Below are 23,371 nucleotides of genomic sequence, written 5' to 3'. Positions count from 1 at the left end.
CTTGTTCGAATCTGGCGGGTTGAGGCCTCGAGGGGTGTTCGAGGGGGTCAGGAGCTGGTGGCGATGACGGCCGAGCGGAAGCGGCCGAAGCCCCACCCGATGTCTCTCACCTCGACCTCGGCGGCCCCGAGTCCGCGCAGAGTCGCGGTGAGCTCACCGCTGGTCAGCGTCGGGTTGCCGGTGGTGGCCAGGGTCGTGATGAGCTCTTCGGCCTGATGGTCATCGGCCTCGGCGTCGTCGGTGAAGGGCTCGACGATGACCAGGGTCCGACTCGCGGCGAGCATGCGATCCAGCAGCGAACCGATAGCGTCTCGGGAGCGTCCGGTCAGTCCGGCGATCACGAGCGTGCAGTCGACGCTCGGCCAGTCCTCGCCGCCGGCCAGGGCCTGCGCTGCCGGGGTGTGGATCGTCCGCCCCGAATCCGGGGCTCGTCGCGTCAGGGCGGCGGCCGCCTCGGCGTCGACGTCGCCGGCCAGGGCGAGGCTCGCGGCCGTGGTCACGGGTTCGAGGTCGAGAATGGGGTCGAGGACGTACTGGAGGTGGTCGAGGCTGCGTCCGCGGTGGGCGGTGTCGAGCTCGGCGTCCGCGGCGCGCTGGTCATGCCAGGTGTCGGCCTCCGCCGTCGAGGCTCGTGAGGTGCGGGCGGCGAATCCGCCCTTGAGGACGTCGATGAGGTCGACGAGCGAGAAGAGGTCGAGCAGTGCCGGGCTGCTCAGATCGAGCCCGTCGGCGGCGCCTTCGCCGGTGAGCACCGCTCCCGTGGGGGTGTTGCGGTAGTCCTGCTCCTCCCGGGTGAGGAGCCCGAGGGAGCACATGGCCGTCAGCACCGCTTGGGCGCGATCGGCTGCGATGCCGAGTTCGGCGGCGATCGCCTCGGCGGTGGACACCCCACCGGCGACGAGGTCGTTGATGCCGAGCGTCACGGCGGTCCGGGTGATGATCGGGGGCAGCAGTTCGGTCATCTCATGGACCTGGTGGAGGACGTCGAGAGTGCCCTCCGGTTCGGGCCGGTCCTCACTCGCGCCCGCGGCGGCAGCGGTCGCGGCGGGAGCGGCAGAATCCTCGGACGCGGGACCGGCGGCGTCCGAGGGCGGGGATGCGGCGACGGAGCCCTCGACCGGTGAGTCCGCACCGGCGGAGCCCTCGGCCGCACGGGTCTCGGCGGGAGTGGTCGGCATCTTCCGCCAGTAGCCGACGACCTCGACGTCCTCCTTGGGCAGGCCGAGGTCCCGGCGCAGGCAGCGGCGGATGGGCGCGATGGTCAGCGTCTCGCCCGCGCACCAGGCGAAGGTGCGGCCGGCCGGCAGGCTGAGGCTCCTCACGGCCTCGTACATCAGCCCCGACTCGCCCGGGGCGATGGAGCCGCGGACGAGCCAGTCGATCTCGACGTCGGCCTCGGTGGGGATGTCCTGGATGTCATCGGAGGTGGGGACCTCGACGATGATGTGGCCGCGGGTGCCCGCCGGCGCTTCCTCGAGCCACCGCCCGACGGCCGGCAGGGCGGTCTCGTCGGCGACGAGGAGGTGGAAGTCGATGCCTTCGGCCAGACCCGCGCAGGTCTTCGGCCCGGCGAAGCTGATGCGATCGCCGATCGCGACACCGAAGGCCCAGTCCGAGGCGAGGCCGGTCTCGTGGCGGACGACGTCGACGGTGAAGGAGCGCGATTCGGCATCGACGCTGCGAACGGTGTAGTCGCGGGCGCGGTTGAGCGCCTCCCGGTTCCATTGGAAGCGGAACTCCTGCTGCTCACCGATATCGAGGGCTGTGCCGTCGGGCGGCGGGATGACGAGTTTCACGTGATCGTCGAAACCCTCGGAGCGGAACGCAGGCCGTGGCATCCCGTCGACCTCACCGGCGTTCAACTGATCGCCTGCCAGTGTCAGGCGTCGCATGTTCGGGGTGATGTCCGCGATGCCGGTGACTTCCACCTCTCGCAGGATGATCGGCAGCACCTGCAGGGGCCTGGAAGTCCGCGGCATATTGTCAGCTCCGAGGGTCTCTTGACGTATGAAACAGCGAGAAACAGAGAAGCAGGCCGACAACTTCAAGCAGGTGTGTCAACTGCCTTAAGCAAGATCGGTGTTCCCTATATCCCATAGGTGAGCCTAACCTGAGATTCGGGAGGGTGCAAGCGATCCGGTCCACCTCGACCCAATCCGCACCCGCGGCCTCAGTCGGCGGCGAGCGTCTTCCGCACCGCGCGGATCGTCAGCTCGAGTGCGCGTCGGCGCCTCTCGGGCTCAGCCGAGTCCTCCGAGAGGCCGAAGAGGTGACCCGATCCGATGGTGAGGAAGACGTACATCGCAGCCCAGGTCACCGGAACCTCCTCCGTGATCGAACCATCGGCCTGACCTCGGGCGATGACCCACTCGAGGACGTCGTCATCGCTGCCGTCGGGGGCCGCCTCGGCGAAGGCGTCATCGGTGACGATCGGATCGTCGGCGAACATCAGCGTCAGGACCTCGGGGAGGGCGAACAGCCGCTCGCACATCCGCTCGACCGCCTCGAGGCCGGTTCCCGCCTCCGGGCGGGCGTCCAGGACGGCCCGACCGAACATGCGCGCGCCGAGGCGGGCCACCTCGGCGACGAGAGCCTCCCGATCCCCGAAATGCCGATAGAGCGTCGTCCGCCCGACGCCGATCGCGCTCGCGATCTCGAGCATCGAGGCCTGCGAGTTCTCCGCCAGGGCCGACAGCGATTCCTTCAGCAGGCCCTCCCGCCCCAGCCTCCGCATTCCGGCACCTTCGGTCACGTGCGAACCATCCCTTCATCAGCGAAAACACAATCAGTGGAACACTCATGTACCAGTTTGGTACGATTGTATCCCAGCTTCGCAGAGTGAGGATCGCAATGAGCACGGACAACAGCAGCCCGGTCACCCCCTCGGGCCCCGCCGTCTTCAAGCTCGGCCGCACGGACATCATCGTCATCGGCTTCGTGTGCGTGAGCATCGGCGTCGCCCTCGGATTCCTCCTGCCCACGCTGGGCTCGCTGGCCGCGCGGTTCCCCATCCCCTTCGGCGATCCGATCGAGAAGCTCAGCCGGTTCGACCAGCCCTGGGTGGTCGCCATCCGACCGATCATCGGCGCCGTGCTCGGACTCATCGCCGCCGCCGTCATCGCCGGTTCGAACACCCCGGTCCTCGTCTCCGACGACGAGATCGTCATCGGAGACGAGAACGACCACCCGCTGCGCATCTCCCGCGCCTCCTTCTCCACCGCGTACTTCGCCGACGGCAAGCTCACGATCCTCACCGAGGGCGGCCATCAGGCCTACCGGGGCGCTGTCGAGGGCAGGAAGGACGCCGTCGCCGAGGCTTTCACCTCCCGCGGATACCGTTGGGGCGAGATCTGAGACCGGTCGAGGACACCGCCCCACAGCCCGGCCAAACGTCCACCGGACCTGCCGGAACCGGCCTGTTCGTCCGCACTTGACGGCACGTTTGGCCACCCGTCCGCACCTGTCTCGAACCCATGGAATCGTGATCTGCCTCACGTCACCATGGGGCCATGACCATCGACGTTCCCACCACAGGCCGCTCACTGCCCCAGCTGCAGCCGATCAGCTTCATCGGCGCAGATGGCCGGCTCACCGACACTCCGACCGAAGGGCTGCGGATCCCCAGCGATGCCACCCTCACCGGTCTCTACCGGCAGATGGTCCTCGTCCGCCGGTTCGAAGCACAGGTCACGCACCTGACCCGGCAGGGTCGGCTCGCGACCTACCCCTCCGCAGCAGGTCAGGAAGCCGCCGAGGTGGGGGCCACCACTGCGCTGGCCCCGAACGACTGGCTCTTCCCCACCTACCGTGACTCGGCAGCGCTGCTGACCCGCGGGGTGCCCGTCGCCGAGATCCTCGCCGCCTTCCGTGGGGACTGGCACTGCGGTTTCGATCCGCACGAATATCACACCTCACCTGCGGCGACACCGCTGGCGACGCAGACCCTGCATGCCACGGGCTTCGCGATGGCCGCGAAGCTCAAGGGCGAGGACGCCGCGACTCTGACCTTCCTCGGCGACGGCGCCAGCAGTGAAGGCGATACCCACGAGGCGTTCAACTTCGCCTCCGTATGGCAGACCCCGACGGTCTTCGTCCTGCAGAACAACCAGTACGCGATCTCCACTCCCCTGCGGGAGCAGACGAATGCGACGATGCTCGCCGACCGGGCCGCCGGCTACGGAATGCCGGGCCTGCGCGTCGACGGCAATGACGTCGCCGCCGTATTCGCCGCCGTCTCCGCGGCGCTGGCGCGCGGTCGGAACGGAGATGGTCCGACCCTCATCGAGTGCCTCACCTACCGGATGGAGTCGCACACGAACTCCGACGATCCGACGAAGTACCGTGACACCGAGGAGGTCGAGCACTGGAAGCAGTTCGATCCCATCGACCGTCTCGAGAAGTACCTGCGACAGACCGGTGCCCTCGACGATGCCGGCGTCGAGGAGATCGCCGAGGCGGCCGAGACCCTGGCCGCGTCCGTTCGCGATGCGATGAACACCGAGGCCGAAATCGACCCGCGCGAACTCTTCGCACACGTCTACGCGACCCCGCGCACTGCCCTGGCCGAGCAGCAGCAGGTCCTCGAAGCCGAACTCGCAGCGGCGGGTCACGCATGAGCGTCGAAACGGGCACCGATCCGACCGTGGTGAACGGCGAAACGACCACAGCCGCCTCGGCGACAGCACCCACCCCGTCATCGGTGACGATGACGAAGGCACTCAACCAAGCCCTGCGGGACTCCCTGGCCGACGACGACACTGTGCTCATCTTCGGTGAGGATGTCGGCCGCCTCGGCGGGGTTTTCCGGGTCACGGAAGGTCTGCGGGCCGAATTCGGGTCGAACCGAGTATGGGATTCGCCGCTCGCGGAGTCGGGCATCATCGGCACCGCGATCGGCATGGCGATGAACGGGATGCGGCCCGTGGTCGAGATGCAGTTCGACGCCTACGCCTACCCTGCGTTCGAGCAGATCGTGTCCCATGTGGCGAAGATGAGGAATCGGACGAAAGGCCGGGTCAGCCTGCCGATCACGATCCGGATTCCCTATGCCGGCGACATCGGCGGAGTCGAGCACCACTCGGATTCGTCCGAGGCCTATTGGACGTCGACACCGGGTCTGACCGTCGTCACGCCGTCGAATCCAGCCGACGCGTATTCGCTGCTGCGCGAATCGATCGCCTCCGATGATCCGGTCGTGTTCATGGAGCCGAAGTCGCGGTACTGGATGAAGGAGACGCTGTCCCTGCCGGTGTCGATGGCACCGATGAATCGGGCGCAGGTCGTCCGCGAGGGCACCGACGTCACGCTGCTCGCCTATGGTCCGACCGTGCGGACGGCGCTCGATTCCGCCGAAGCGGGAGCCGATCACGGACTGTCCATCGAGGTCATCGACCTGCGCACGCTCTCACCGTTCGACGATGAGACCGTGTCCGCCTCGGTGCGCAAGACCTCGCGCGCGGCGATCATCCACGAAGCCGCGCAGTTCGGCGGATACGGCGCCGAGGTGGCCGCCCGCCTCACCGAACGCAACTTTACTTACCTGTCGGCCCCGATCCTGCGGGTCACTGGGTTCGATGTGCCGTATCCGTCGCCGAAGCTCGAGGAGTTCTACTTGCCCACCGTCGAACGCGTGCTCGATGCGCTCGAGTCCTGGGATTGGGAGCTGTGATGAGTGCTGATGTGAATACGGGTACGCGCGAGTTCATCCTTCCCGACCTCGGCGAAGGCCTCACCGAGGCGGAGCTGATCTCGTGGAAGGTCGAGATCGGAGACGAGGTCCACGTCGATCAGATGGTCGTCGAGGTCGAGTCCGCGAAGTCCGTCGTCGAGCTCCCCTGCCCGTACGCCGGGCAGGTCGTCAGCCTTCACGCAAACGCCGGGGACACCGTCAGCGCAGGCCAGGCCCTGCTCACCGTCGCCGAGGCGGGGGTCGAGATGGGTGCGGGTGACGAGGGTGACGGCGGGACGCCTGCGAGCGTGAGCCAATCCGGCTCGTCGACGGAGAACTCCAGCGGCGCGAACCTCATCGGCTACGGCACTTCGGAGCCGAAGACCCGTTCGGCGAAGAAGCGCTCGTTCGGCGGCAAGCACGCGGCGGCGCCCGCTGTTCCGACCGTCATCCCGGATGCCCCGTCGCAGCCGCCGGCCGAAACCCCGGCTTCCCCCAGCAACTCATCGACGACTGCGAACGACCGTGTCTCCCCCGTGTCCTCGCCACTGGTGCGCAAGCTCGCAAAGGATCACGGCATCAGTGCCAAGAGCCTGCCCGGCACGGGCCCCGGCGGGGTCGTGACCAGGGCTGATGTCATGGCCGCGATCGAGTCCGGGGCAGGTGCCGCTGCCCACGTCCCCGCGGGGACGTCACCGGCGAAGGCATCTTCGCCTGCTGCGAGCTCCGACCAGAGCGACCGCGATACCCGCACCCCGATCACGGGACTGCGCAAGGTCGTGTCCGAACGCCTGACGAAGTCGCGGCAGGAGATCCCCGAGGCCACAATCTGGCTCGACGTCGACGCCACCGAGCTGCTGGCGACGAAGAAGGCGCTCGAGGCCCGCACGGGTGAGAAGTATTCGCTGCTCTCGCTCGTCGCCCGCTTCGTCGTGGCCGGTCTGAAGAAGTACCCGATCATCAACTCGTCGATCGATACGGCTGCCGGTGAGATCGTCACCCACGGTGACATCAACCTCGGCCTGGCCGCGCAGACTCCGCGCGGGCTCATGGTCCCCGTCGTCCACGGGGCCGGCGAGCTGAGCCTGCGGCAGCTGCGCGACTCCGTGTCCGGAACCGTCGGGAAGGCCGCCTCGGGGAAGTTCGATCCGTCCGAGCTGACCGGCGGCACGTTCACCCTGAACAACTACGGGGTGTTCGGTGTCGACGGTTCGGCCCCGATCATCAACCTCCCCGAGGTGGCGATGCTCGGTCTCGGCCGGATCAAGGACCGCCCGTGGGTCGTCGACGGCGAGCTGACGGTGCGCAAGGTGATGTACCTGTCGTTCGTCTTCGACCACCGGGCGTGCGACGGTCAGGAGCCGAGCGAGTTCCTCACCTTCGTCGCCGACTGCATCGAGAACCCGATCTCACTGCTGCCCGAGCTCTGAGGCCATCCGGCGAGGGTCGCCTCGGTGTCGTTCAAGCGTCAGCGCACTTTTCGTGGGGTACACCTTTCGACAAGTGCGCTTCGCCTTGAACGAGCGGCGGACCGAACTCCCTACCCGTCGAGCAGCGCGGCCGCGTACATCGGACGGGCCGCATCCGCGCTCGGCGGGTGGAAGAGCCCGGCCGTGGCATCGCGGAAGAGGCGGGAGAGTTCGTGCTTGTTGCCGAACCCGCTTCCGCTCGTGCACATCAGCGCGGTCTCGGCGCTGCGGCGGGCCGCCTCTGCGGATTTGATCCTCGCCCCCACCAGACGCAGCGGCCAGCCGGCGCCGTGGTCGATGAGGTCGTCGAAGTCCCGAGCGTAGGCGTCGATCATCGCCGTCACGGGCATGAAGTCGAGGTGGGCATCGGCCAGGCGCGTCCGGGCCTCGGGCACCTCGGCGAAGGTGACGCCGGCCTTCGCGGACTTCCGCTTGTGCAGTCCGGCGGCACCCAGCTCGAGCGCCCGTGCCGCGACTCCGGCATAGACGGCGGCGATGAGCAGCTGGAAGTTGCTCGTGATCGCAAAGGTGAGCAGATCGGGGTGCTTGCCGGCGGGGATGACGCGTGAGACCCGTGCGGGTTTCATCGGCACGTGGTCGAGGATCGTCGCCCGCGACTGCGAGGCCCGCATTCCCAGCACATCCCATTCGTCGGAGACCGTGATCCCGGGTGCATCGCGTTCGATGAAGCCGTAGACGAGCCGCCCCTCGGCGGGCTCGTCCGCATCGGGACCGGCGATCCCGTCATCGTCGGAGGCCACGGCACCGTGGACGATGAGCCTGGTCCACACGGGTGACAGCGAGGTGAAGATCTTCACTCCGCTCAGTTCGTATCCGCCGTCGGCCGTAGGCACCGCCTCGGTGTTCGATCCCTGCAGAACCCAGTCGTTCGACGGTTCCGAGATGCCGAAGGCGAAGATCTCACCGGCCATGACCTCGTCGAACACCCAGTTCAACGAGTCGTCACCGCGGTCGGCCAGCGCCTTGACCACTCCGGTGGTCATGAGGTGCATGTTGATTGCCAGAGCCGTTCCGGGCGCCGCCGCTGCCAGCCTCTGCTGGAGTCGGGTGACCTCGAACAGGCTCAGCCCGGGTCCGCCGTGGGTTTCGGGCACGAAGAGGGTGAGATAGCCGAGGTCCCCCAGTTCGGCGAGATCCTCGTCGAAGAATCGGTTCTCCCGGTCATAGACGTCGGCTCGCTCGCGGAATCGTTCGAGCACATCAGCAGGCAGGTATCGCGCGGCGAGCTCGCTCACACGTGTCTCACGGTCGGTCATCGTCTCTCCTTCGTCGAGGGGTCGGTCGCTTCTGCTGAGGGTGTCGCGGTCTGCGCGGTGCGGCGCAGGATGATCGCGCCGTTGTGCCCGCCGAAGCCGAACGACGTGGACAGCACAGTGTCGACGGCCGCCTCGGCGAGGTTCGGTTCACCACCCATCTCACGGGGGTGACCCGCGACGATGTCCCAGTCGGGGAATTCGTTGTCGTCGAGGTTGAGCGTCGGGGGCAGCGTCTGATCACGCATCGACATGATCGCGATGATCGCCTCGACGACCCCCGATGCGCCGAGGAGGTGCCCCGTCGTCGATTTCGTCGCCGAGATCGGAATCGTCCGTCCGACCTCCCCCAGGGCGGAGTCCAAGGCTGCGAGTTCGGCTCGGTCGCCGGCCGGTGTGCCCGTGGCGTGGGCGTTGATGTGGTCGATATCGCCGGGTTCCAGCCCAGCATCGCTCACAGCCTGGACCACCGCCGAGGCGGCTCCCCGTCCCTGCGGATGCGGGTTCGTCGGGTGGTGGGCATCGCTGGCGGCGCCGAATCCGGCGAGCTCGGCCAACGGCGTCGTCCCACGTGAGGTCGCGGAGTCGGCGGATTCGAGGAGGATCGCGGCCGCACCTTGGCTCATGACGAAGCCGTTGCGGGTCCGGTCGAAGGGACGGCTGGCAGCGGCCGGATCGTCCTCGTATCCGGCGGCGAGCGCGCGCATGTTCGCGTTCGAGGCGAGATTGACCGGACCGAGGCAGTCCTCCATGCCGACGACGAGCACGGCGTCGGCGTAGCCGTGGCGGATGCGGCGCATCGCCTCGCCGAGGCCGATCGCCCCGGAGGCGCACGTCGCCGAGACTCCCTGTCCAGGTCCGCGCAGGTCGAAGCGCTGGCTGATGAGCGCGGCCGCGGAGTCCGGCGCCCCGTGGATGGACAGGGTCAGCGGAACGGACCTGGGGCCGTCCGCATCGAGGGCACGGGTGGCCTCCTGCATGGCGTCGACGGGCCCGGAACCGGTGGCGGCGATGACGGCCACACGGTCGCGGTCCCACGGCAGCTCCTCGGCCGGGGCGGGGACTCCCGCGTGGTCGAGCGCCTGGTCGGCGGCGGCGATGGCCCAGTGCTGGACGGGGCTGAGTCGGCGGGCGAGCGCCCGGGGCAGAACCGCCTCGGCGTCGAAGTCCTTGATCTGCCCGCCGATTCGCACGGCGAGGTCGTCGAACTGCTCACCTGCGAGGACGTCGATGGCGCTGGTGCCGCTGCGGACAGATCGCCAAAGGGTTTCGGGGTCCTGACCGCTTGGGGTGATGGCTCCGAGTCCGGTGATGACGACGTCGCGCACGCCATCTGTCCAGTGCCGATTGCTCCGGGATGCGTTCACAGCCGTTGTGCCTTTCCGCTCATGACCAGGTCAACGGTTTCGTGGCGTCGAATCTTCCCACCGACAGTCCGCGGCAGCCGGTCGAGTAAGTAGAACCGTCGAGGCACGAACTGCGGGGCCAGTTCCGCCCGGGCGCGGTCGAGCAGTGCTGCTTTGTCGGGCGCAGTCGGGTCGCCATCCCCGGCATGGCTCCCCGAACCCTGGGCGCCTGGTTCGATGACGAGGGCGACGATGCTGCCGAGACCGTCGTCGGGCAGCGCGATCGCGCAGACCTCGCCGAGGCGGCCCGGCCCCGACCGCGGATCCGCGCGGTCGTATTCCTCGAAGGCGCGTTCGACCTCGGGCAGGGACACCTTGTGCCCGCCGGTGATCGCGATGTCACCGGCCCGTCCGGCGAGTTGGAGGAGTCCGTTTTCGATCCGTCCCTGGTCACCGACAGTGGCCCAGCCGTCGGGGCGTCGCAGCTGAGCGTCGGTGGTGCCGGTGACATAGCCGTCCGAGCAGGCGGCGGCCCTGATCCAGACCGTGCCGATCTCTCCGTCCGGCAGCCGGGCACCGGATTCGTCACGGACCTCGACGCCGATGGTGTCGTAGATCGAGATCCAGGTGCCGTCGCCATCGCGGCTGTCGCCGATGAATCCGATCTCGGCGGCACCGTAATAGCTGATCAGCCGGGCGCCAGGGAGGATGTCGGCGAGTGCCGAACGGATGGAAGCAGGAAGGTTCGCTCCTCCGGTGACGACGAGATCGAGACCGTGGAAGTTCTCAGGTGTTCTGCGGGCAGCCTGGGCGAGGGCCTTGACCACGGCGGGCACAGCGACGACGCGGGTGATGGCTTCGTCAGTGACGCGCGACCCCATGGTGAACGGGTCGAAGTCGTCGGCGACGTGGACGCTGCCGCCGGTGGCGAGGCTTTCGATGACGGCATAGAGGGTGAGGCTGTAAGACACGGGGCCAGGCGCCAGGGTGGCCACCCCGGCGAAGGGTTCAAGGTGGGCCGAGGACACAGCCACGTTGTCGCGGTACTGCTGGCGGGTCTTGATGAACGCCTTCGGATTGCTCGTCGTGCCGGAGGAGAAGAGCATGAGGAACGGTTCGGACGCCGCACGGACGGTCGGCGATGAGGTGTCGCTGGGGTCGATGGCGGTTTCGCGGCCGCGGAAGTCGGTCGCGGTGATGACGGTTCCGGTCCATCCGGCGGCGGCGAGCGCCTCGGCGAGTGGGGTCGAGTCGGAGATGACGAGACCGATTCCGGTGGTCGTGATGACTCCGACCTGATGGTCGAGCGGCCAGCGGGGATCGATCGTGGCCGAGACCGCGCGGAAGCCGGCGAGGCCCGCGATGATGCGGGAGGTCTCGAACGCCGAGGTGAGGCTCACTGCCGTGATCGGGATGCCGTGGGTTTCGGGAGCAGGATTCGGCGGGTCGGTCTGGGCACGGTGGAGGGCGTCGACGGCGGCGAACATCGTGGCCGAATCCCGGACGAGCTGCGCATACGTGAGGGAACGTGGGGCTCGTGCGCCTTCAGCAGGGTCGGCGCTCTCACCGGGGGCGGAGCTGCCAGAGGGGCCTCCGACGATGGCCAACTGGTCCGGATCGGTGTCCGCGACCTCGAGGATCCTCGACGTGATGGGCAATTCCGTCCTCCTCGAATTCGACTCCCCGGTCCGCCCCGGGCCAGCACGTGCCCATTCCTCAGCCGGCGTCAGCCTGCCCCGGGCACAGATCCTCAGTATAGGAGCGGCTCGATCGGCCCGTGGGTCAGGGTTGTCCTCCGCCGACGTGCCTCCTGCGGGTGGATCCATCGCGAAATCCACTCAGAACTCGAGGTGGATCCACCCGCAGGGAGCACCCCAGCACACTGGAATCGGCTAGCCGAGGTCCAGCACAGCGAAAAACGGGCTGGGTGCCGAGAAAAACGCATGTGCACACACGTTTCTCGACGCTCAGCCCGTTTATCGACGACGGACGAGGCTCAAGCCCCACTCAGTCAGTCAGCCACGTAGTACATGCGCTTGTTGACGAACTCGTCCATGCCGTAGGGGCCGAGCTCGCGGCCGAAGCCCGAGCGCTTGGTGCCGCCGAACGGGATCTCCGCGCCCTCACCGGCCGGGGTGTTGACGTTCGACATGCCGACGTCGAGGCGCTGCGCGAGCTTCGCGGCACGCTCGGAATCCTTGGCGAACACGGCGCCGCCGAGGCCGAAGCGCGAGTCATTGGCCAGAGCCAGTGCCTCGTCATCGCTGGTGACCTTGTAGACGGTGGCCACGGGTCCGAAGAGCTCCTCGCGGTAGGCGTCCATCTCCGAGGTGACTCCGGTGAGCACGGCCGGCGAGACATAGGCCGAACCGTCGCTGGCGAGCTCGCCGCCGACGAGGGTCGCACCCTGCTCGACGGCGCGGTCGAGCTGCTTGCGCAGGTTCTCGGCGGCCGAACGCGAGGACAGGGGCGAGTATTTGCCGTCGCCCGCCTCGGCGGGGGTGCCCTTCTCCCAGGACTGGGCACGCTCGGTCAGCCCGGACACGAAGTCGTCGTAGATGTCGTCCATGACGATCATCCGCTTGTTCGCATTGCAGACCTGGCCGGTGTTGTACAGGCGGGTGCCCCACGCGGTATCGACGGCCTCGTTCATGTCATCGGTGTCGAGGACGATGTAGGGGTCGGATCCGCCGAGCTCGAGCACGGCCTTCTTCAGGTACTTGCCCGCGGTCGCGGCCACGGCGGACCCGGCGCGCTCGGAACCGGTCAGGGACACACCTTCGACGCGGTCGTCGGCGATGATCGTCTCGATCTGCTCATGGGTGGCGTAGATGTTGGAGTACACGCCTTCGGGGATGCCGGCTTCCTTCATGATCTCGGCGATCTTCGCCGAGGAGCGGGGGCAGATCTCCGCGTGCTTGAGGATGATCGTGTTGCCGAGCACGAGGTTCGGTGCGGCGAAGCGGGCGACCTGGTAGTAGGGGAAGTTCCAGGGCATGATACCCAGCAGCGGGCCGACGGGGCGACGCTGGATGAAGGCCTTGCCGCCCGACATCGATTCGATTGGCTCATCGGCGGCGAACTTCGGTCCGTTGTTCGCATAGTAGTTGAAGATCTCTTCGCAGAACTCGGCCTCCTCCTCACCTTCGGCGGTGGGCTTGCCCATCTCCTCGGCGATGATCTTGGCGAGCTCTTCCTTGCGCTCGCCGAAGAGAGCGGCGACCTTGTTGACGATCGCGGCGCGTTCTTCGATCGTCTTCTCGCGCCAGCTCAGGTAGCCCTTGTGTGCGGATTCGAGGACCTGTTGGACCTCTTCGTCGGTGGCATTGTCGAACTTCTCGACGACCTCGCCCGTGGCCGGGTTCTCGACACGGTAACCGCCTGCAGCACTGCCTACGTTGCTCATTCCAGACTCCTTCGACTTCGGGCACCTGTTGGCGCCGTTTAAGCAATCGCATACCTGTTCGCCGTCGGAATCGACGGATTGCGTATGCCTGTCTCACACGCTATCAACACGTGACCCGCGCAACAAGTACCGGAACCTGGGGGAATCCTCAGTCCCGTATCGCCCCCGACCTCCACGCCGAGGCGATGCGGATTCCGAATCAACCACGACGAAATCCGAACCGTCCTCGGCTTGGATCGAACAGTCGCCTCGGCACGCTCACGGATCAGCCGCCTCGGTGTGGGGATCGGCTCCGGTACGAGGCGCCGGACCCGGTCGCCCACCCGCGGCAAGCCTCACCGGCGCAGCAGACCTCACCGCCCCACGAGGTCGAGCGCCGCAGAGACGATCGAGTCCGTGTCGATTCCGTGGAGCGCATGTGCCTGACTCACCGAGGAGGCCTGACCGAATTCCGTGACGCCGAGGTTGCGGGTGCGATCCCCGCGCACTCCGGACAGGAAGGCCAGCGTGTGCGGGTGTCCGTCGAGGACGGTCACCAGGGGCGCGGGATGCGCGGCCGGGAACAGTTCGTCGGCGATGGCCGAGCGGACACTCGAACGGACCTCCGACCGCTCCTGCACCGACCGGAACACCTTCGACGGGGAGCTGAGGCAGACGATTCCGGCCCGCACACCCAGGGATTCCAGTCGGGCCGCCGCCGCGATCACTTCGGTCATGATGGCCCCTGCACCGACGAGGGTGACCTCATCCTCGGCGGCCGGTCTGGCCGAAAGCCGGTAGCCGCCGGCGATGACTTGGTCACGGCGGCGTTCCCGCAGCAGCGGATCCTCGGGCACACCTGCGAGCTCCTGGGCCACGGGCCTGGTCGTCAGCCGGAAGTAGGCGGAGTCGCCGTCCGGGTCGGCGAGTTCGCGCAGCGCTTCGAGCAGGGTCCACTCGAGGTCCTGGGCGGAGGCCGGCTCCCAGCTCGTCAGACCCGGGATCTCCAGAGTCACCGAGGGCGTGTTGAACGACTGGTGCGCCCCGCCTTCCGGCGCGAGCGACACACCCGAGGGCGTGCCGACCATGATCGAACTCCCACCCGCGTAGAGGCTGAAGGTCCAGGGTTCCAGGGCCCGGTTGATGAAGGGATCATAGATCGTGGCGATCGGCAGCAGCGGCTGTCCCCACCGCTGTCCGGTCGACCCGAGTTCCCCGGCCAGGGAGACGAGATTGACCTCGGCGATGCCGAGTTCGATGTGCTGTCCGCTCGTGCCCTCCTGCCACCGGAGCACTCGTTCCCGATCATCGGAGAACCAGTCATGCCGGCCCGCCGGCGACCAGATCCCAGTCTTGTTGATCCATCCGCCGAGGTTCGTCGACGTCGCGACGTCCGGCGACAGGGTCACAACGCGCTGGGCCACCTCGGGGGCGACGTGCTTGAGGTCGGAGAGGAACCGCCCCAGCGCCGCCTGGGTGGAGATCTGCGGTCGCGGGGTGAAGCCCAGTTCGGCAGGCACCTCGGCCACAGCGTGGTCGGTCACCGGTTCCCGCCGCAGCCGCTGCGCGGTTTCGGCACAGAATCGGCCAGCCGGGGTGTCCGGAGCGAAGGTGACCCACGGGTCTTCGAGGTCCATCCCCGAGGCGGCAGCGAGTTCGCGCATCTGCGCTTCGGTCAGCTGCGCGGCATGGTTGCCGGGATGGCCCTCCGTGGCCAGCCCCTTGCCCTTGATCGTGTAGGCGAAGACCACCGTCGGCCGGTCGTCGTCGATCGCGTCGAACGTCGACACGAGCTGGCCGAGGTCATGTCCGCCCAGGTCACGGATGAGGAAGGGCGGCCACCGCCAGGGCGAGGACTACCCGGGAGTCCGCCAGTGGATCCAGCCGTGGGCGGAGGCCTCAGGCTGCGCGAGAACGAAAGAACGCCAGGTCGGACGCAAGGGCGAAGGCGTTGTGCGCACCCAGTGGACGCGATGCGACGCCTCCGTCGAGCTCTACACCGTCGCCGACGGCGGCCACGTCTGGCCCGGTGAGGTCGTTTACAGCGGCGGCGGATACGTCACGAAGGACTTCTCGGCCACGAACACCGTCTGGGACTTCTTCCGCAGCCACCCGGGAGCAACGCAGGGGCCCGCCCAGAAGTGACCACCCAGGTCCTGCCCAGAAGTGACCAACTGGATCCGCCCCAAGAGTGACCGTTGACACACATCACTCAAAGTGATTAGATGACTTAAACACTTGAAGGAGAGCACCATGACGTCCACCGTCGGACTCGTCGAACGCCTCACTCGCGAAATCGTCGACACCATCCGCTCCGAGAACCTGCAGCCCGGGCAGACCCTGCCCTCGGCGAAGGTCCTTGCCGCACGCTTCGAGGTCACCGTGCCCACCGTCCGGGAGGCCCTGCGCCGGCTCGAGGCCACGGGTTCGGTCGAGCTCAAGCACGGTTCGGGTACCTACGTCCGCGAAGCGATCAACCGCCGCATCCTCGACAACCCGCACTATGTGCCCGTCGACCTCGCGGCGGCCATCGAACTCCTCGACGCCCGCATCGCAATCGAGCCCGGCATCGCCGAGCTCGCCGCGGCCGTTCATGCACCCGACGCCGTGGCCTCCATGGAATCCGCGCTCGACAATGCCCTCCAGGTCGAGACCGCGGTCCCGGCCGGTCACTTCCACGTCGAACTCGCTCGCGCGTCGGGCAACCGCGCTCTGCACGAGATGCTCGTGTCCCTGTTGGCCATCCATTCGCGAACCCAGCAGGCGGCGCGCACGAGCTACGACCGACTGCGCGACCACGACGAACACGCGGACATCCTCGATGCGATCCGCCGCGGTGACGGCTTCGAAGCCTCCCACCGCACCCGCAAGCACCTCGAGGCGATCAAGGCCGCCGTCCTCGCCGACTGGACCGACGACGAAGGACCCCAGCGATGAGCCGCCCGACGATCTCCGAGATCCGCCCGCATATCCGCGACTACACCGAACTCACCTCTCTCGAGGTCGAACTCGCGAAGGACCGAAACAGCCTGCTCGTCCTTCCCGTCGGCGCCTGTGAACAGCACGGTGACGGACTGCCTCTGGGCACCGACAACATCCGCGCCGCCCACGTCGCCCGCGCCGTCGTCGACCGGCTCCGCGACAGCGCCAACGGCGATCAGGTTCGGGCGGCCAGCGCCTTCGTCCTGCCGGGCATCGACTACGGCGTCTCCCCGCACCACCGCTTCCTGCCCGGCACGATCAACATCGGCCCGCGGCTGTTCATCGACCTCGTCTCATCGATCGTGCGTCAGCTCGCCGATGCCGGATTCGACAGACTCCTCGTCATCACCGGCCACGGCGGCAACCTCGCCGCGCTCGGCGTGATCCAGCAGTCCCTGCTCGCCACCCATCCGGACTTCGTCTTCGCCTATGCTCCGGTCTCCGCCTTGGCCACCGAGGCGACCGCCCAGCTGCCGCGCACCGAGGTCAGCGGCCACTGCGGAGAGTCCGAGACCTCACAGATGCTCGCCATCGACGAATCCCTCGTCGACTCAGGCCACCTCAACCCCGGCGCCACCCGGCTCGACGATCTCGACCCGCGCGCCCGGCTCTCGCGAACGAAATCACCGTCAACAGCGGTGACGTTCGACCGCTACTCCGACAACGGCGTCCTCGGCGATCCTCGGACCGCCACGGCCGCGGCCGGGGAGGACATCCTCGGCGAGGTCATCGATCGACTCGTCGCCTACTGTCAGGAGCTGCAGAGACTGTGACACCCGCTTCTCACTGACCGGCCGCCCGGCCGACGCCCCACCACAGATCACCCGATTCCAGCGCCGGAATCACCGTGCCTTGGTGGACCCTGCCCGAAAATCCCGCCTGAACTCTCAGGAGCTCATGATGAAACCGACCCAGACCACCGTTACCTCGCAGACCGACCAGCAGGAGAAGCTGCCGCTGGTCATCCGCGCCCTCAACGTCATCGAAGTCGTCGGCAACAAGCTGCCGAACCCCTTCTGGCTGTTCTGGATCCTCGCGGCAATCCTCGCCGTACTCAGCCTCGTCCTCTCCCTCGCCGGCGCGGGAGTCGAGGATCCCGGCACCGGGGAATGGACCCCGGTGAAGAATCTGCTCAGCGGCAGCGGCATCGCCATGGCCGTGAGCACCGCACTCGACGCTTACGAGACCTTCCCCCCGCTCATCACGATCATGGTCGTCATCATGGGCGTGGCCCTGGCCGAACGCACCGGTCTGCTGTCGACAGCGATGAAGGTCTCGATCGCCCGCGTCCCGGCCGGGCTCATCGTCTTCACGGTCGCGTTCATGGGCACGGTCTCCCACGTCGCCTCGGCGGCGGCCTATGTCATCCTCGTGCCGCTCGGCGGAATGGTGTTCAAGGCCGTGGGCCGCTCCCCCGTTCTCGGCGTCATCGTCGCCTACACCTCGATTGCCTCCGGCTACGATGCGAGCCCGGTCCCGACGCCCAACGATGCGATCTTCGCGGGCATCACGACCGCCGCAGCGAACATCATCGACCCCGACTACATCGTCACCCCGATCGGCAACTGGTACTTCAACATCGCCAGCTCCATCCTCCTGGCCATCGTCATCACGATCGTCACCGAGCTCGTTCTCATGAAGCGCGACAACCTCGAAGCCGACGAGGATGCCGAACACGAAGACCTCGTCATCACCGACAAGGAGCGCAGGGCCCTGCGCCTGGCCATGTTCGCCGTCATCGCTGCGGTCATCGCCATCGTCGTCCTCGTCGTGCCGGAGGGCGCGCCCCTGCGCGGCGACGGGCCCTTCGGCGAGTCGCCGTTCCTCACCGGAATCGCCTTCCTCATCGCCATGCTCTTCGGCATCGGCGGCATCGTCTACGGCTTCCGCGAGGGCACGATCGAGACCTGGTCGGACGTCCCGAAGCTCATGGGTCAGGGGCTCGCCTCGATCTCCGGGGTCCTCGTCCTCTTCTTCGCCATCGCCCAGTTCCTCGAGTACTTCGAGTGGACGAACATCGGCATGCTCGTCTCGGTCTCCGTGTCCGAACTCTTCACCGGTCTCGGTCTGCCGACGTGGGTGGTGTTCATCCTCGTCCTGCTCGTGCTCTCCGTCGTCAACGTGCTCATCACCTCCGGCTCGGCGATGTGGGCGATCATGGCCCCGGTCATCGTGCCGCTGCTCATGCTCCTCGAAGTGCCGCCGGAGACCTCGCAGGCGATCTTCCGCATCGCCGACTCGGGTTCGACGGCGATCACCCCGATGAGCCCGTACTTCATCCTCGCGCTCGGCTTCATGCAGAAGTATCAGAAGAGTGCCGGCATCGGCACGCTCGCCTCGCACACCCTGCCCTTGGCCGTGTGCATGACGATCAGCTGGAGCCTGCTCTTCTTCCTGTGGTGGGGTCTGGGCATTCCGCTCGGCCCCGACGCCCCGGTGCGCTGACCGCATCCGCCGGCGATCCGGCGCGCAAGCGCCCGGACTCCGCGGATCATCGCCCTGCATGCGGCTCTCGCCGAAGAGTTTTGAAAGTTTTGTTCACGCACGCCTCCCACGAGGATTCCGCCGCCTGAGACAGATCTGCCGGGGCGCTTGGGGTGATTGAGCTCACACGGAAGACCGTTCCGAGCACGCAACCTGACCTGCACGAATGATGAGCCTCAGGTGCAGACCGGGCCGCCTTTGACCGGCCCGCACGACCGCCTGGACGCTGCCCCGGGAACGCGCCGCCCACAAAAGACGTTGACGGTGAAACTTCACCCGCGATACTGTCCGGTAACACCCCGTAGTAACTTACATCACACGCTGATGCCGACCGTGCTGTCGGTGGTCAAGGAGGATCAATGAAGTTCCGCAACCCCAGCCTCATCCGCAGGCTCGTCTCATCTCACGCCGGCCGCATCGCCATGGTCGCGATTCCCACCGGCGTCGTCTCGGCCATGCTCATGGGCGGAGTGGCACAAGGCGCTGTCCCGGTCTCGTTCGCCGTCTCCGGCACTCAGTTCAAGATCACCTCGTCGCAGCTCGAGGGAACCGGCTTCTCCCAGTACAGCGGTGTCGCGAAGGACGCCGAGGGCGGCGAGCACGCCGTCGTCACCGCGAACATCAAGGACGCGACGCTGGAGAACCTCTGCCAGTCGGCCGTCCAGGAGACGCCTCTGGGCAAGGTCGGCGTCCTCATCAAGGCCGGCGGCAAGGGCACCCCCGCCTCGGCGAAGGACCTGCAGATCGGCATGACCGGACTCGAGGGCGATGCGGAGTTCAAGAACATCCGCATCGGCGTCGACGCCTCCGATGTCAACACGAAGGCCAAGGGAAGCAAGGGCGACTTCTCCCAGGACGCCGACACCATCAACATCAAGGACCTCAAGCAGGACTCCTGGTCGACCACGGCTTCGGTCTTCACCCTCAAGGACATGTCGCTGAAGCTCACCGACGGATCTGAGACGTGCGGCTGATGAGGGACTCAGCAGCCAACGGGCAACCAACCGATGAACGGGGGGCCGCCGAACAGGAGGACACCGTGCAGAAGACGAGCCTGCTTGCGCTGTCCCGGCGGAGTCGACGTGCCGATGAGCGGAGCGACCATTCCGAAGCCGGCGTCGAGACGGCAGAATTCGCCGTCCCCACGCCGGAGGCGAGGGACGCTGACAGCAGCGAGGGGGCCGAGATGACCGAAGTCGCCGAGAAACGCCGGGGCTTCAGACACTGGCGTCGGCAGCGTCCCTTCATCGGGGGCGTGCTGGCAGTCCTCGGAGGAATCGAACTGTTCTTCTCCGGACAGCTCGACCTCGGCAACATGCAGATCCAGTTCGGCATCGAGGGACTCCAGGCGACTGTCGTCCCGATCGCCATCGTCGTCCTCGCTCTGCTGTCGATCTTCCGACCGACGCACCATCTGTTCTACGGGATCATCTGCCTCGTCCTCGCAGTCTATTCACTCATCGGAGTGAACCTCGGCGGGTTCATCATCGGAATGCTGCTGTCCACCATCGGAGCGATCCTCGTGGTCGCGTGGATGGGACCGCGCGGACCGAAGGAGTCCGAAGCCGCTGAGGGGGAGACTGCATGAGGGTACCCAGCCGCCGCACGGCCTCGATCCTGGCGGCGGCTGTCCTGATCCTCCCGACGACTCTCGGGGCGGGATCGGTGGCAGCCGCCCAGTCGTCACCGCTGTGCTCACTCGTGGGCACATGCGATGACGAAGATTCCACCAAATCCGACGACCGCGCACCTGCGGGCGACGTCTCGCCCGGAATGCCGCTGAAACCAAGCGATCCACCGACCTCGGATCCCACGGAGCCCGCACCGGGGCCCACGGACGAACCGAGCGAGGAGCCGACGGAAGAACCTTCCGAAGAACCCACCGATCCGGGCGGTCTGGGGCTCGATGAGCCCAGCGATGATCCGACCGAGGACGAGGATTCGGAGGAAGAGGGCAACGGCGAGTTCCCGTCCGACGCACAGATGGATGAGAACGCGCCGATCTTCACGAAGACTCCGGCCGCAATGGGCTCAGAGGGCCTTTCGTTCAAAGGGCTGAAGAGCATCTCCTTCGTCTCGGTGCCCACCGCCGACGGCGGCAGCATCGTTGTGCTGAAGATCCGAGCCGATGAGATCAAGATCACCGGCTTCTCACTCACGGTTCGGCCCCCCGAGGAGCACGAAGGGCTGGTGACGAAGGCCGACACGATGACGCTCAGTGGCGATGTCACTACCTACATCGGTTCGATCACCGCCACGACGAAGGACGGAAAGTCGCTGACCATCGGGCCGGAGACCCCTCCGCCCATGGACGACGTCGAGCCCGGACTGCTGCGCGTGACGATGGGGCTCGTCGGATCCACCGCCGATTCGATCACCTACACGAACACCGATCAGAAGCTCAAGGAAGTCGAAGACTGATCGTGCGATGAGACGGTGAGCCCGCCTAGGCGGAACTGCTATCTCGGCGGAAACCCTCACCGAGGCGGAAGGGCCCGAAGGCCGCGGACTCAGTCCGCGGCCTTCTCGCGTGCCCGCTTCTTCCGACGCAGGGTATCGCGGACTTCGCGCAGCTTGTCGCGTTTGCGTTTGCGCCCAGCCTCGGCGGCCTTGATCTGCTCCGGGGTGGGCTCATGGTCGCCCATTCCGACCTGGAGTTCGACGGGCCGATCTCCTGCATCACGCCGACATCGATCTTCGCGCGCAGCCGCAGGATCTCGAGGCGGAGGATGCGGGCCAGGAAGTAGATGCCGAGCAGATTCGGGAATGCCATGAGGAAGAAGATCGCATCGGAGAAGGCGATGACCGAATCCAGCGACATCGAGGCGCCGACGATGACGGCGAGGATCCAGAACACCTGGTAGGCCTTGTCAGCGACCTTCGAGTTCTTCGTCAGGTACCCCAGCGCCTGCTGGCCGTAGTATCCGTAGGCGAGGATCGTCGAGAAGGCGAAGAGCACCACGGCGATGGTGAGCAGGATCGGGAACCAGCCCGACACCGTGGCGAACGCCTGCGCAGTCAGGCCGATGCCGTCCTCGGTGCTCTCGGAGTAGAGACCGGTGGTGATGATCGCCAACGAGGTCAGGGTGCAGATGATGACGGAGTCGATGAGGGGCTCCCACATCGCCACGAATCCTTCCGTGGCAGGCTTCGTCGTCTTCGAGGCGGCATGGGCCATACCGGCCGATCCGATGCCGGCCGCGTTGGAGAACAGCGCTCGCTGGATGCCGACGATCGCCACGCCCACGGCACCTCCGGCGACGCCGCTGGGGCTGAAGGCTCCGCTGAACATGAGGGCGAAGGCGTGAGGGATCTGCCCCGCGTTGAGGACGAGGATGACGATGATCGAGACGAAGTAGAGGATCGCCATGAGGGGAGTCAGCTTCGAGGTCCACTGTCCGATCTTCTTGATCCCGCCGAGGATGACCAGTGCGGTGAAGGCCGCGATGATCGCGCCGATGAGCCAGAGTTTGTCGGCGAAGAAGCTCGACTCGCTGCCTGTGGCCTGAACGATGATCGCGGCCGCCTGATTCGCCTGGAACAGGTTGCCGGCGCCGATGACACCGAGCACGGCGGTGAGGGCGTAGAACCCGGCGAGGAACTTCCCGAGCTTGGGCCGACCGATCTCGGCCAGTCCCGCGCGCAGGTAGTACATGGGCCCGCCGGAGACGCTGCCGTCGTCGTTGATCTGTCGGTATTTCACTCCGAGGGTCGCCTCGGCCATCTTCACGGTCATGGCGAAGAAGCCGAAGATGATGATCCACAGGGCGGCGCCGGGGCCGCCGATGGTGATCGCCACGGCCACGCCCGCGATATTGCCCAGCCCGACGGTGCCCGAGAGTTCGGTGGCGAGCGCCTGGAAGCTCGAGACCTGCCCGGGGTCGGTCTTGCGCGTGAAGCGGCCGCGGATGATGCCGACGGAGTAGCGGAGTCCGGTGATCGGCTGGAATCGGAGGTAGAAGGTGAGGAAGACAGCGGCGGCCATGAGCCACACGACGATGAGCGGGATCCCGAGCGAGCCGATCTGCAGCTCGAAGAAGACGATACTGCTGAAGGTCTGTGCCGCGGGTCCGAGGAAGGATTCGATGGCCTCGTCGACTCCGGCGGCGGCGAGGTCGGACTCGAGGGCGGTCTCGGCGAGATGTTCAGTTGTGAAGGTCATATCTGCGGGCGCGAGATTGCGTTTCGTCCGGAGGGTCGGTCCGGACCGGCACCCGTCATCAACGTAGCAATTGCCGAACTGCTTTTCAGTTGTCGCTCAGATAAAGGTCCCTTTTCACAGCATTCTCACAAACCAGTCCCCCGACGGGGAGGATCAGCGCCTCGCCTAACGCCGGCCGTCCAGGAATTCCACGAAGGCACGAGCCAATCGCCTCCCATTGTCGACGAGAGCGGAATCGTCCACCTCGACCTCGGCGATGATCGAGTTCTCGGTCTTGCCGGCCGGCAGGGCCAGGTCGTTGCCGTCCAGCCAGCGCGCGATCTGCGCGGCATCGGTTTCCGGGTGGAGCTGAGTGCCCCACGCGAATTCGCCGAGGCGGAACGCCTGGACCGGGGCGTCGGAACCGGTGATCAGGAGTTCGGCTCCGGGCGGCAGCGCCATCTCCTCCTGATGGAAGAGCACGGACGGCAGGCTCCGACCGGCCAGCGACCCGAAGACCTGGTCGGATGTCCCCGCCGAGGACGATGAGGGCGTCGAACGAACCGAGCTCCGGGATGGCCTCGCCGAGGTACGGGCGGGTCACCACCACCTCGGCGCCGGC

Annotated in this window: 20 protein-coding genes; 11 read left to right on the top strand and 9 right to left on the bottom strand. The window is 67.0% G+C overall.

The window, feature by feature from the left end:
- Positions 1-47: 47 nt before the first annotated feature.
- The gene (locus tag BI49514_RS06615) at positions 48-1,979 is read right to left on the bottom strand and encodes a siderophore-interacting protein (protein WP_101545362.1); all 1,932 of its coding nucleotides are present in this window, start codon (positions 1,977-1,979) and stop codon (positions 48-50) included.
- 191 nt (positions 1,980-2,170) lie between these two features.
- On the bottom strand, positions 2,171-2,752 hold the full coding sequence (locus BI49514_RS06610) for a TetR/AcrR family transcriptional regulator (protein WP_244195292.1): 582 nt from the start codon (positions 2,750-2,752) through the stop codon (positions 2,171-2,173).
- 98 nt (positions 2,753-2,850) lie between these two features.
- On the opposite strand from BI49514_RS06610, the gene BI49514_RS06605 reads away from it, so the two are divergent.
- From BI49514_RS06605 to BI49514_RS06590, 4 genes are all read left to right on the top strand, one after another.
- The gene (locus tag BI49514_RS06605; RefSeq protein ID WP_101545361.1) at positions 2,851-3,354 is read left to right on the top strand and encodes a YqeB family protein; all 504 of its coding nucleotides are present in this window, start codon (positions 2,851-2,853) and stop codon (positions 3,352-3,354) included.
- 155 nt (positions 3,355-3,509) lie between these two features.
- Positions 3,510-4,616: a pyruvate dehydrogenase (acetyl-transferring) E1 component subunit alpha gene (gene pdhA, locus BI49514_RS06600; protein ID WP_101545359.1), complete on the top strand. Its 1,107-nt coding sequence runs from the start codon at positions 3,510-3,512 to the stop codon at positions 4,614-4,616.
- Complete coding sequence (locus BI49514_RS06595; RefSeq protein WP_101545358.1) at positions 4,613-5,668, top strand: alpha-ketoacid dehydrogenase subunit beta; 1,056 nt, start codon at positions 4,613-4,615, stop codon at positions 5,666-5,668. The genes pdhA and BI49514_RS06595 overlap by 4 nt, the downstream gene beginning before the upstream one ends.
- Positions 5,668-7,098, top strand: a complete 1,431-nt coding sequence (locus BI49514_RS06590; protein ID WP_101545356.1) for a dihydrolipoamide acetyltransferase family protein — start codon at positions 5,668-5,670, stop codon at positions 7,096-7,098. The genes BI49514_RS06595 and BI49514_RS06590 overlap by 1 nt, the downstream gene beginning before the upstream one ends.
- A gap of 110 nt (positions 7,099-7,208) precedes the next feature.
- Here the strand turns inward: BI49514_RS06590 and BI49514_RS06585 are convergent, their stop codons facing one another.
- From BI49514_RS06585 to BI49514_RS06565, 5 genes are all read right to left on the bottom strand, one after another.
- Positions 7,209-8,414, bottom strand: a complete 1,206-nt coding sequence (locus tag BI49514_RS06585; protein ID WP_101545354.1) for an acyl-CoA dehydrogenase family protein — start codon at positions 8,412-8,414, stop codon at positions 7,209-7,211.
- Positions 8,411-9,739 carry a beta-ketoacyl-[acyl-carrier-protein] synthase family protein gene (locus BI49514_RS06580; RefSeq protein ID WP_167443996.1) on the bottom strand — a complete coding sequence of 443 codons (1,329 nt, stop codon included), beginning with the start codon at positions 9,737-9,739 and terminating at the stop codon, positions 8,411-8,413. The genes BI49514_RS06585 and BI49514_RS06580 overlap by 4 nt, the downstream gene beginning before the upstream one ends.
- A 35-nt stretch (positions 9,740-9,774) precedes the next feature.
- Complete coding sequence (locus BI49514_RS06575; protein ID WP_101545350.1) at positions 9,775-11,415, bottom strand: class I adenylate-forming enzyme family protein; 1,641 nt, start codon at positions 11,413-11,415, stop codon at positions 9,775-9,777.
- A gap of 353 nt (positions 11,416-11,768) precedes the next feature.
- Positions 11,769-13,163: an NAD-dependent succinate-semialdehyde dehydrogenase gene (locus BI49514_RS06570; RefSeq protein ID WP_101545348.1), complete on the bottom strand. Its 1,395-nt coding sequence runs from the start codon at positions 13,161-13,163 to the stop codon at positions 11,769-11,771.
- A 353-nt stretch (positions 13,164-13,516) separates the two neighbouring features.
- Positions 13,517-14,932 (bottom strand): transketolase-like TK C-terminal-containing protein, encoded by a 1,416-nt coding sequence (locus tag BI49514_RS06565; RefSeq protein WP_338063766.1) that lies wholly within the window; start codon positions 14,930-14,932, stop codon positions 13,517-13,519.
- Between the two features lie 34 nt (positions 14,933-14,966).
- On the opposite strand from BI49514_RS06565, the gene BI49514_RS06560 reads away from it, so the two are divergent.
- From BI49514_RS06560 to BI49514_RS06530, 7 genes are all read left to right on the top strand, one after another.
- Positions 14,967-15,287: an alpha/beta hydrolase family protein gene (locus BI49514_RS06560; RefSeq protein WP_101545346.1), complete on the top strand. Its 321-nt coding sequence runs from the start codon at positions 14,967-14,969 to the stop codon at positions 15,285-15,287.
- 108 nt (positions 15,288-15,395) lie between these two features.
- Complete coding sequence (locus BI49514_RS06555; protein WP_101545344.1) at positions 15,396-16,079, top strand: FadR/GntR family transcriptional regulator; 684 nt, start codon at positions 15,396-15,398, stop codon at positions 16,077-16,079.
- Positions 16,076-16,897, top strand: coding sequence for a creatininase family protein (locus BI49514_RS06550; protein WP_101545342.1), 822 nt, complete (start codon positions 16,076-16,078; stop codon positions 16,895-16,897). Before BI49514_RS06555 ends, BI49514_RS06550 begins: the two co-directional genes overlap by 4 nt.
- A gap of 127 nt (positions 16,898-17,024) precedes the next feature.
- Positions 17,025-18,569, top strand: coding sequence for an AbgT family transporter (locus tag BI49514_RS06545; protein WP_101545448.1), 1,545 nt, complete (start codon positions 17,025-17,027; stop codon positions 18,567-18,569).
- Positions 18,570-18,967: 398 nt separating this feature from the next.
- Positions 18,968-19,582 carry a DUF6230 family protein gene (locus BI49514_RS06540; RefSeq protein ID WP_101545340.1) on the top strand — a complete coding sequence of 205 codons (615 nt, stop codon included), beginning with the start codon at positions 18,968-18,970 and terminating at the stop codon, positions 19,580-19,582.
- Positions 19,583-19,647: 65 nt separating this feature from the next.
- Entirely contained in the window at positions 19,648-20,196 is a 549-nt protein-coding gene (locus tag BI49514_RS16520) for a DUF6114 domain-containing protein (RefSeq protein ID WP_180954358.1), read from the top strand.
- Positions 20,193-21,029, top strand: coding sequence for a hypothetical protein (locus BI49514_RS06530; protein WP_101545339.1), 837 nt, complete (start codon positions 20,193-20,195; stop codon positions 21,027-21,029). Before BI49514_RS16520 ends, BI49514_RS06530 begins: the two co-directional genes overlap by 4 nt.
- Positions 21,030-21,054: 25 nt before the next feature.
- On the opposite strand, the gene BI49514_RS06525 is transcribed toward BI49514_RS06530, so the two are convergent.
- Positions 21,055-22,770: an alanine/glycine:cation symporter family protein gene (locus BI49514_RS06525; protein WP_420808570.1), complete on the bottom strand. Its 1,716-nt coding sequence runs from the start codon at positions 22,768-22,770 to the stop codon at positions 21,055-21,057.
- A gap of 165 nt (positions 22,771-22,935) precedes the next feature.
- A complete protein-coding gene (locus BI49514_RS16875) occupies positions 22,936-23,232 on the bottom strand; it encodes a type 1 glutamine amidotransferase family protein (protein WP_244195290.1) in 297 nt (98 codons plus the stop codon).
- Positions 23,233-23,371: the final 139 nt, after the last annotated feature.

This window comes from Brevibacterium iodinum ATCC 49514, from assembly GCF_900169265.1.
GTDB lineage: Bacteria > Actinomycetota > Actinomycetes > Actinomycetales > Brevibacteriaceae > Brevibacterium > Brevibacterium iodinum.
Note: the sequence above shows the minus strand (reverse complement) of the source record. Positions and strands in the feature narration are given on the sequence as shown.

Bases quoted from the DNA above. Each gene is read 5' to 3' on its own strand.
- BI49514_RS06615 (WP_101545362.1), bottom strand. From the start codon at position 1,979: ATGCCGCGGACTTCCAGGCCCCTGCAGGTGCTGCCGATCATCCTGCGA.
- BI49514_RS06605 (WP_101545361.1), top strand. From the start codon at position 2,851: ATGAGCACGGACAACAGCAGCCCGGTCACCCCCTCGGGCCCCGCCGTC.
- pdhA (WP_101545359.1), top strand. From the start codon at position 3,510: ATGACCATCGACGTTCCCACCACAGGCCGCTCACTGCCCCAGCTGCAG.
- BI49514_RS06595 (WP_101545358.1), top strand. From the start codon at position 4,613: ATGAGCGTCGAAACGGGCACCGATCCGACCGTGGTGAACGGCGAAACG.
- BI49514_RS06590 (WP_101545356.1), top strand. From the start codon at position 5,668: ATGAGTGCTGATGTGAATACGGGTACGCGCGAGTTCATCCTTCCCGAC.
- BI49514_RS06585 (WP_101545354.1), bottom strand. From the start codon at position 8,414: ATGACCGACCGTGAGACACGTGTGAGCGAGCTCGCCGCGCGATACCTG.
- BI49514_RS06570 (WP_101545348.1), bottom strand. From the start codon at position 13,163: ATGAGCAACGTAGGCAGTGCTGCAGGCGGTTACCGTGTCGAGAACCCG.
- BI49514_RS06560 (WP_101545346.1), top strand. From the start codon at position 14,967: ATGAGGAAGGGCGGCCACCGCCAGGGCGAGGACTACCCGGGAGTCCGC.
- BI49514_RS06555 (WP_101545344.1), top strand. From the start codon at position 15,396: ATGACGTCCACCGTCGGACTCGTCGAACGCCTCACTCGCGAAATCGTC.
- BI49514_RS06550 (WP_101545342.1), top strand. From the start codon at position 16,076: ATGAGCCGCCCGACGATCTCCGAGATCCGCCCGCATATCCGCGACTAC.
- BI49514_RS06545 (WP_101545448.1), top strand. From the start codon at position 17,025: ATGAAACCGACCCAGACCACCGTTACCTCGCAGACCGACCAGCAGGAG.
- BI49514_RS06540 (WP_101545340.1), top strand. From the start codon at position 18,968: ATGAAGTTCCGCAACCCCAGCCTCATCCGCAGGCTCGTCTCATCTCAC.
- BI49514_RS06530 (WP_101545339.1), top strand. From the start codon at position 20,193: ATGAGGGTACCCAGCCGCCGCACGGCCTCGATCCTGGCGGCGGCTGTC.
- BI49514_RS06525 (WP_420808570.1), bottom strand. From the start codon at position 22,770: ATGACCTTCACAACTGAACATCTCGCCGAGACCGCCCTCGAGTCCGAC.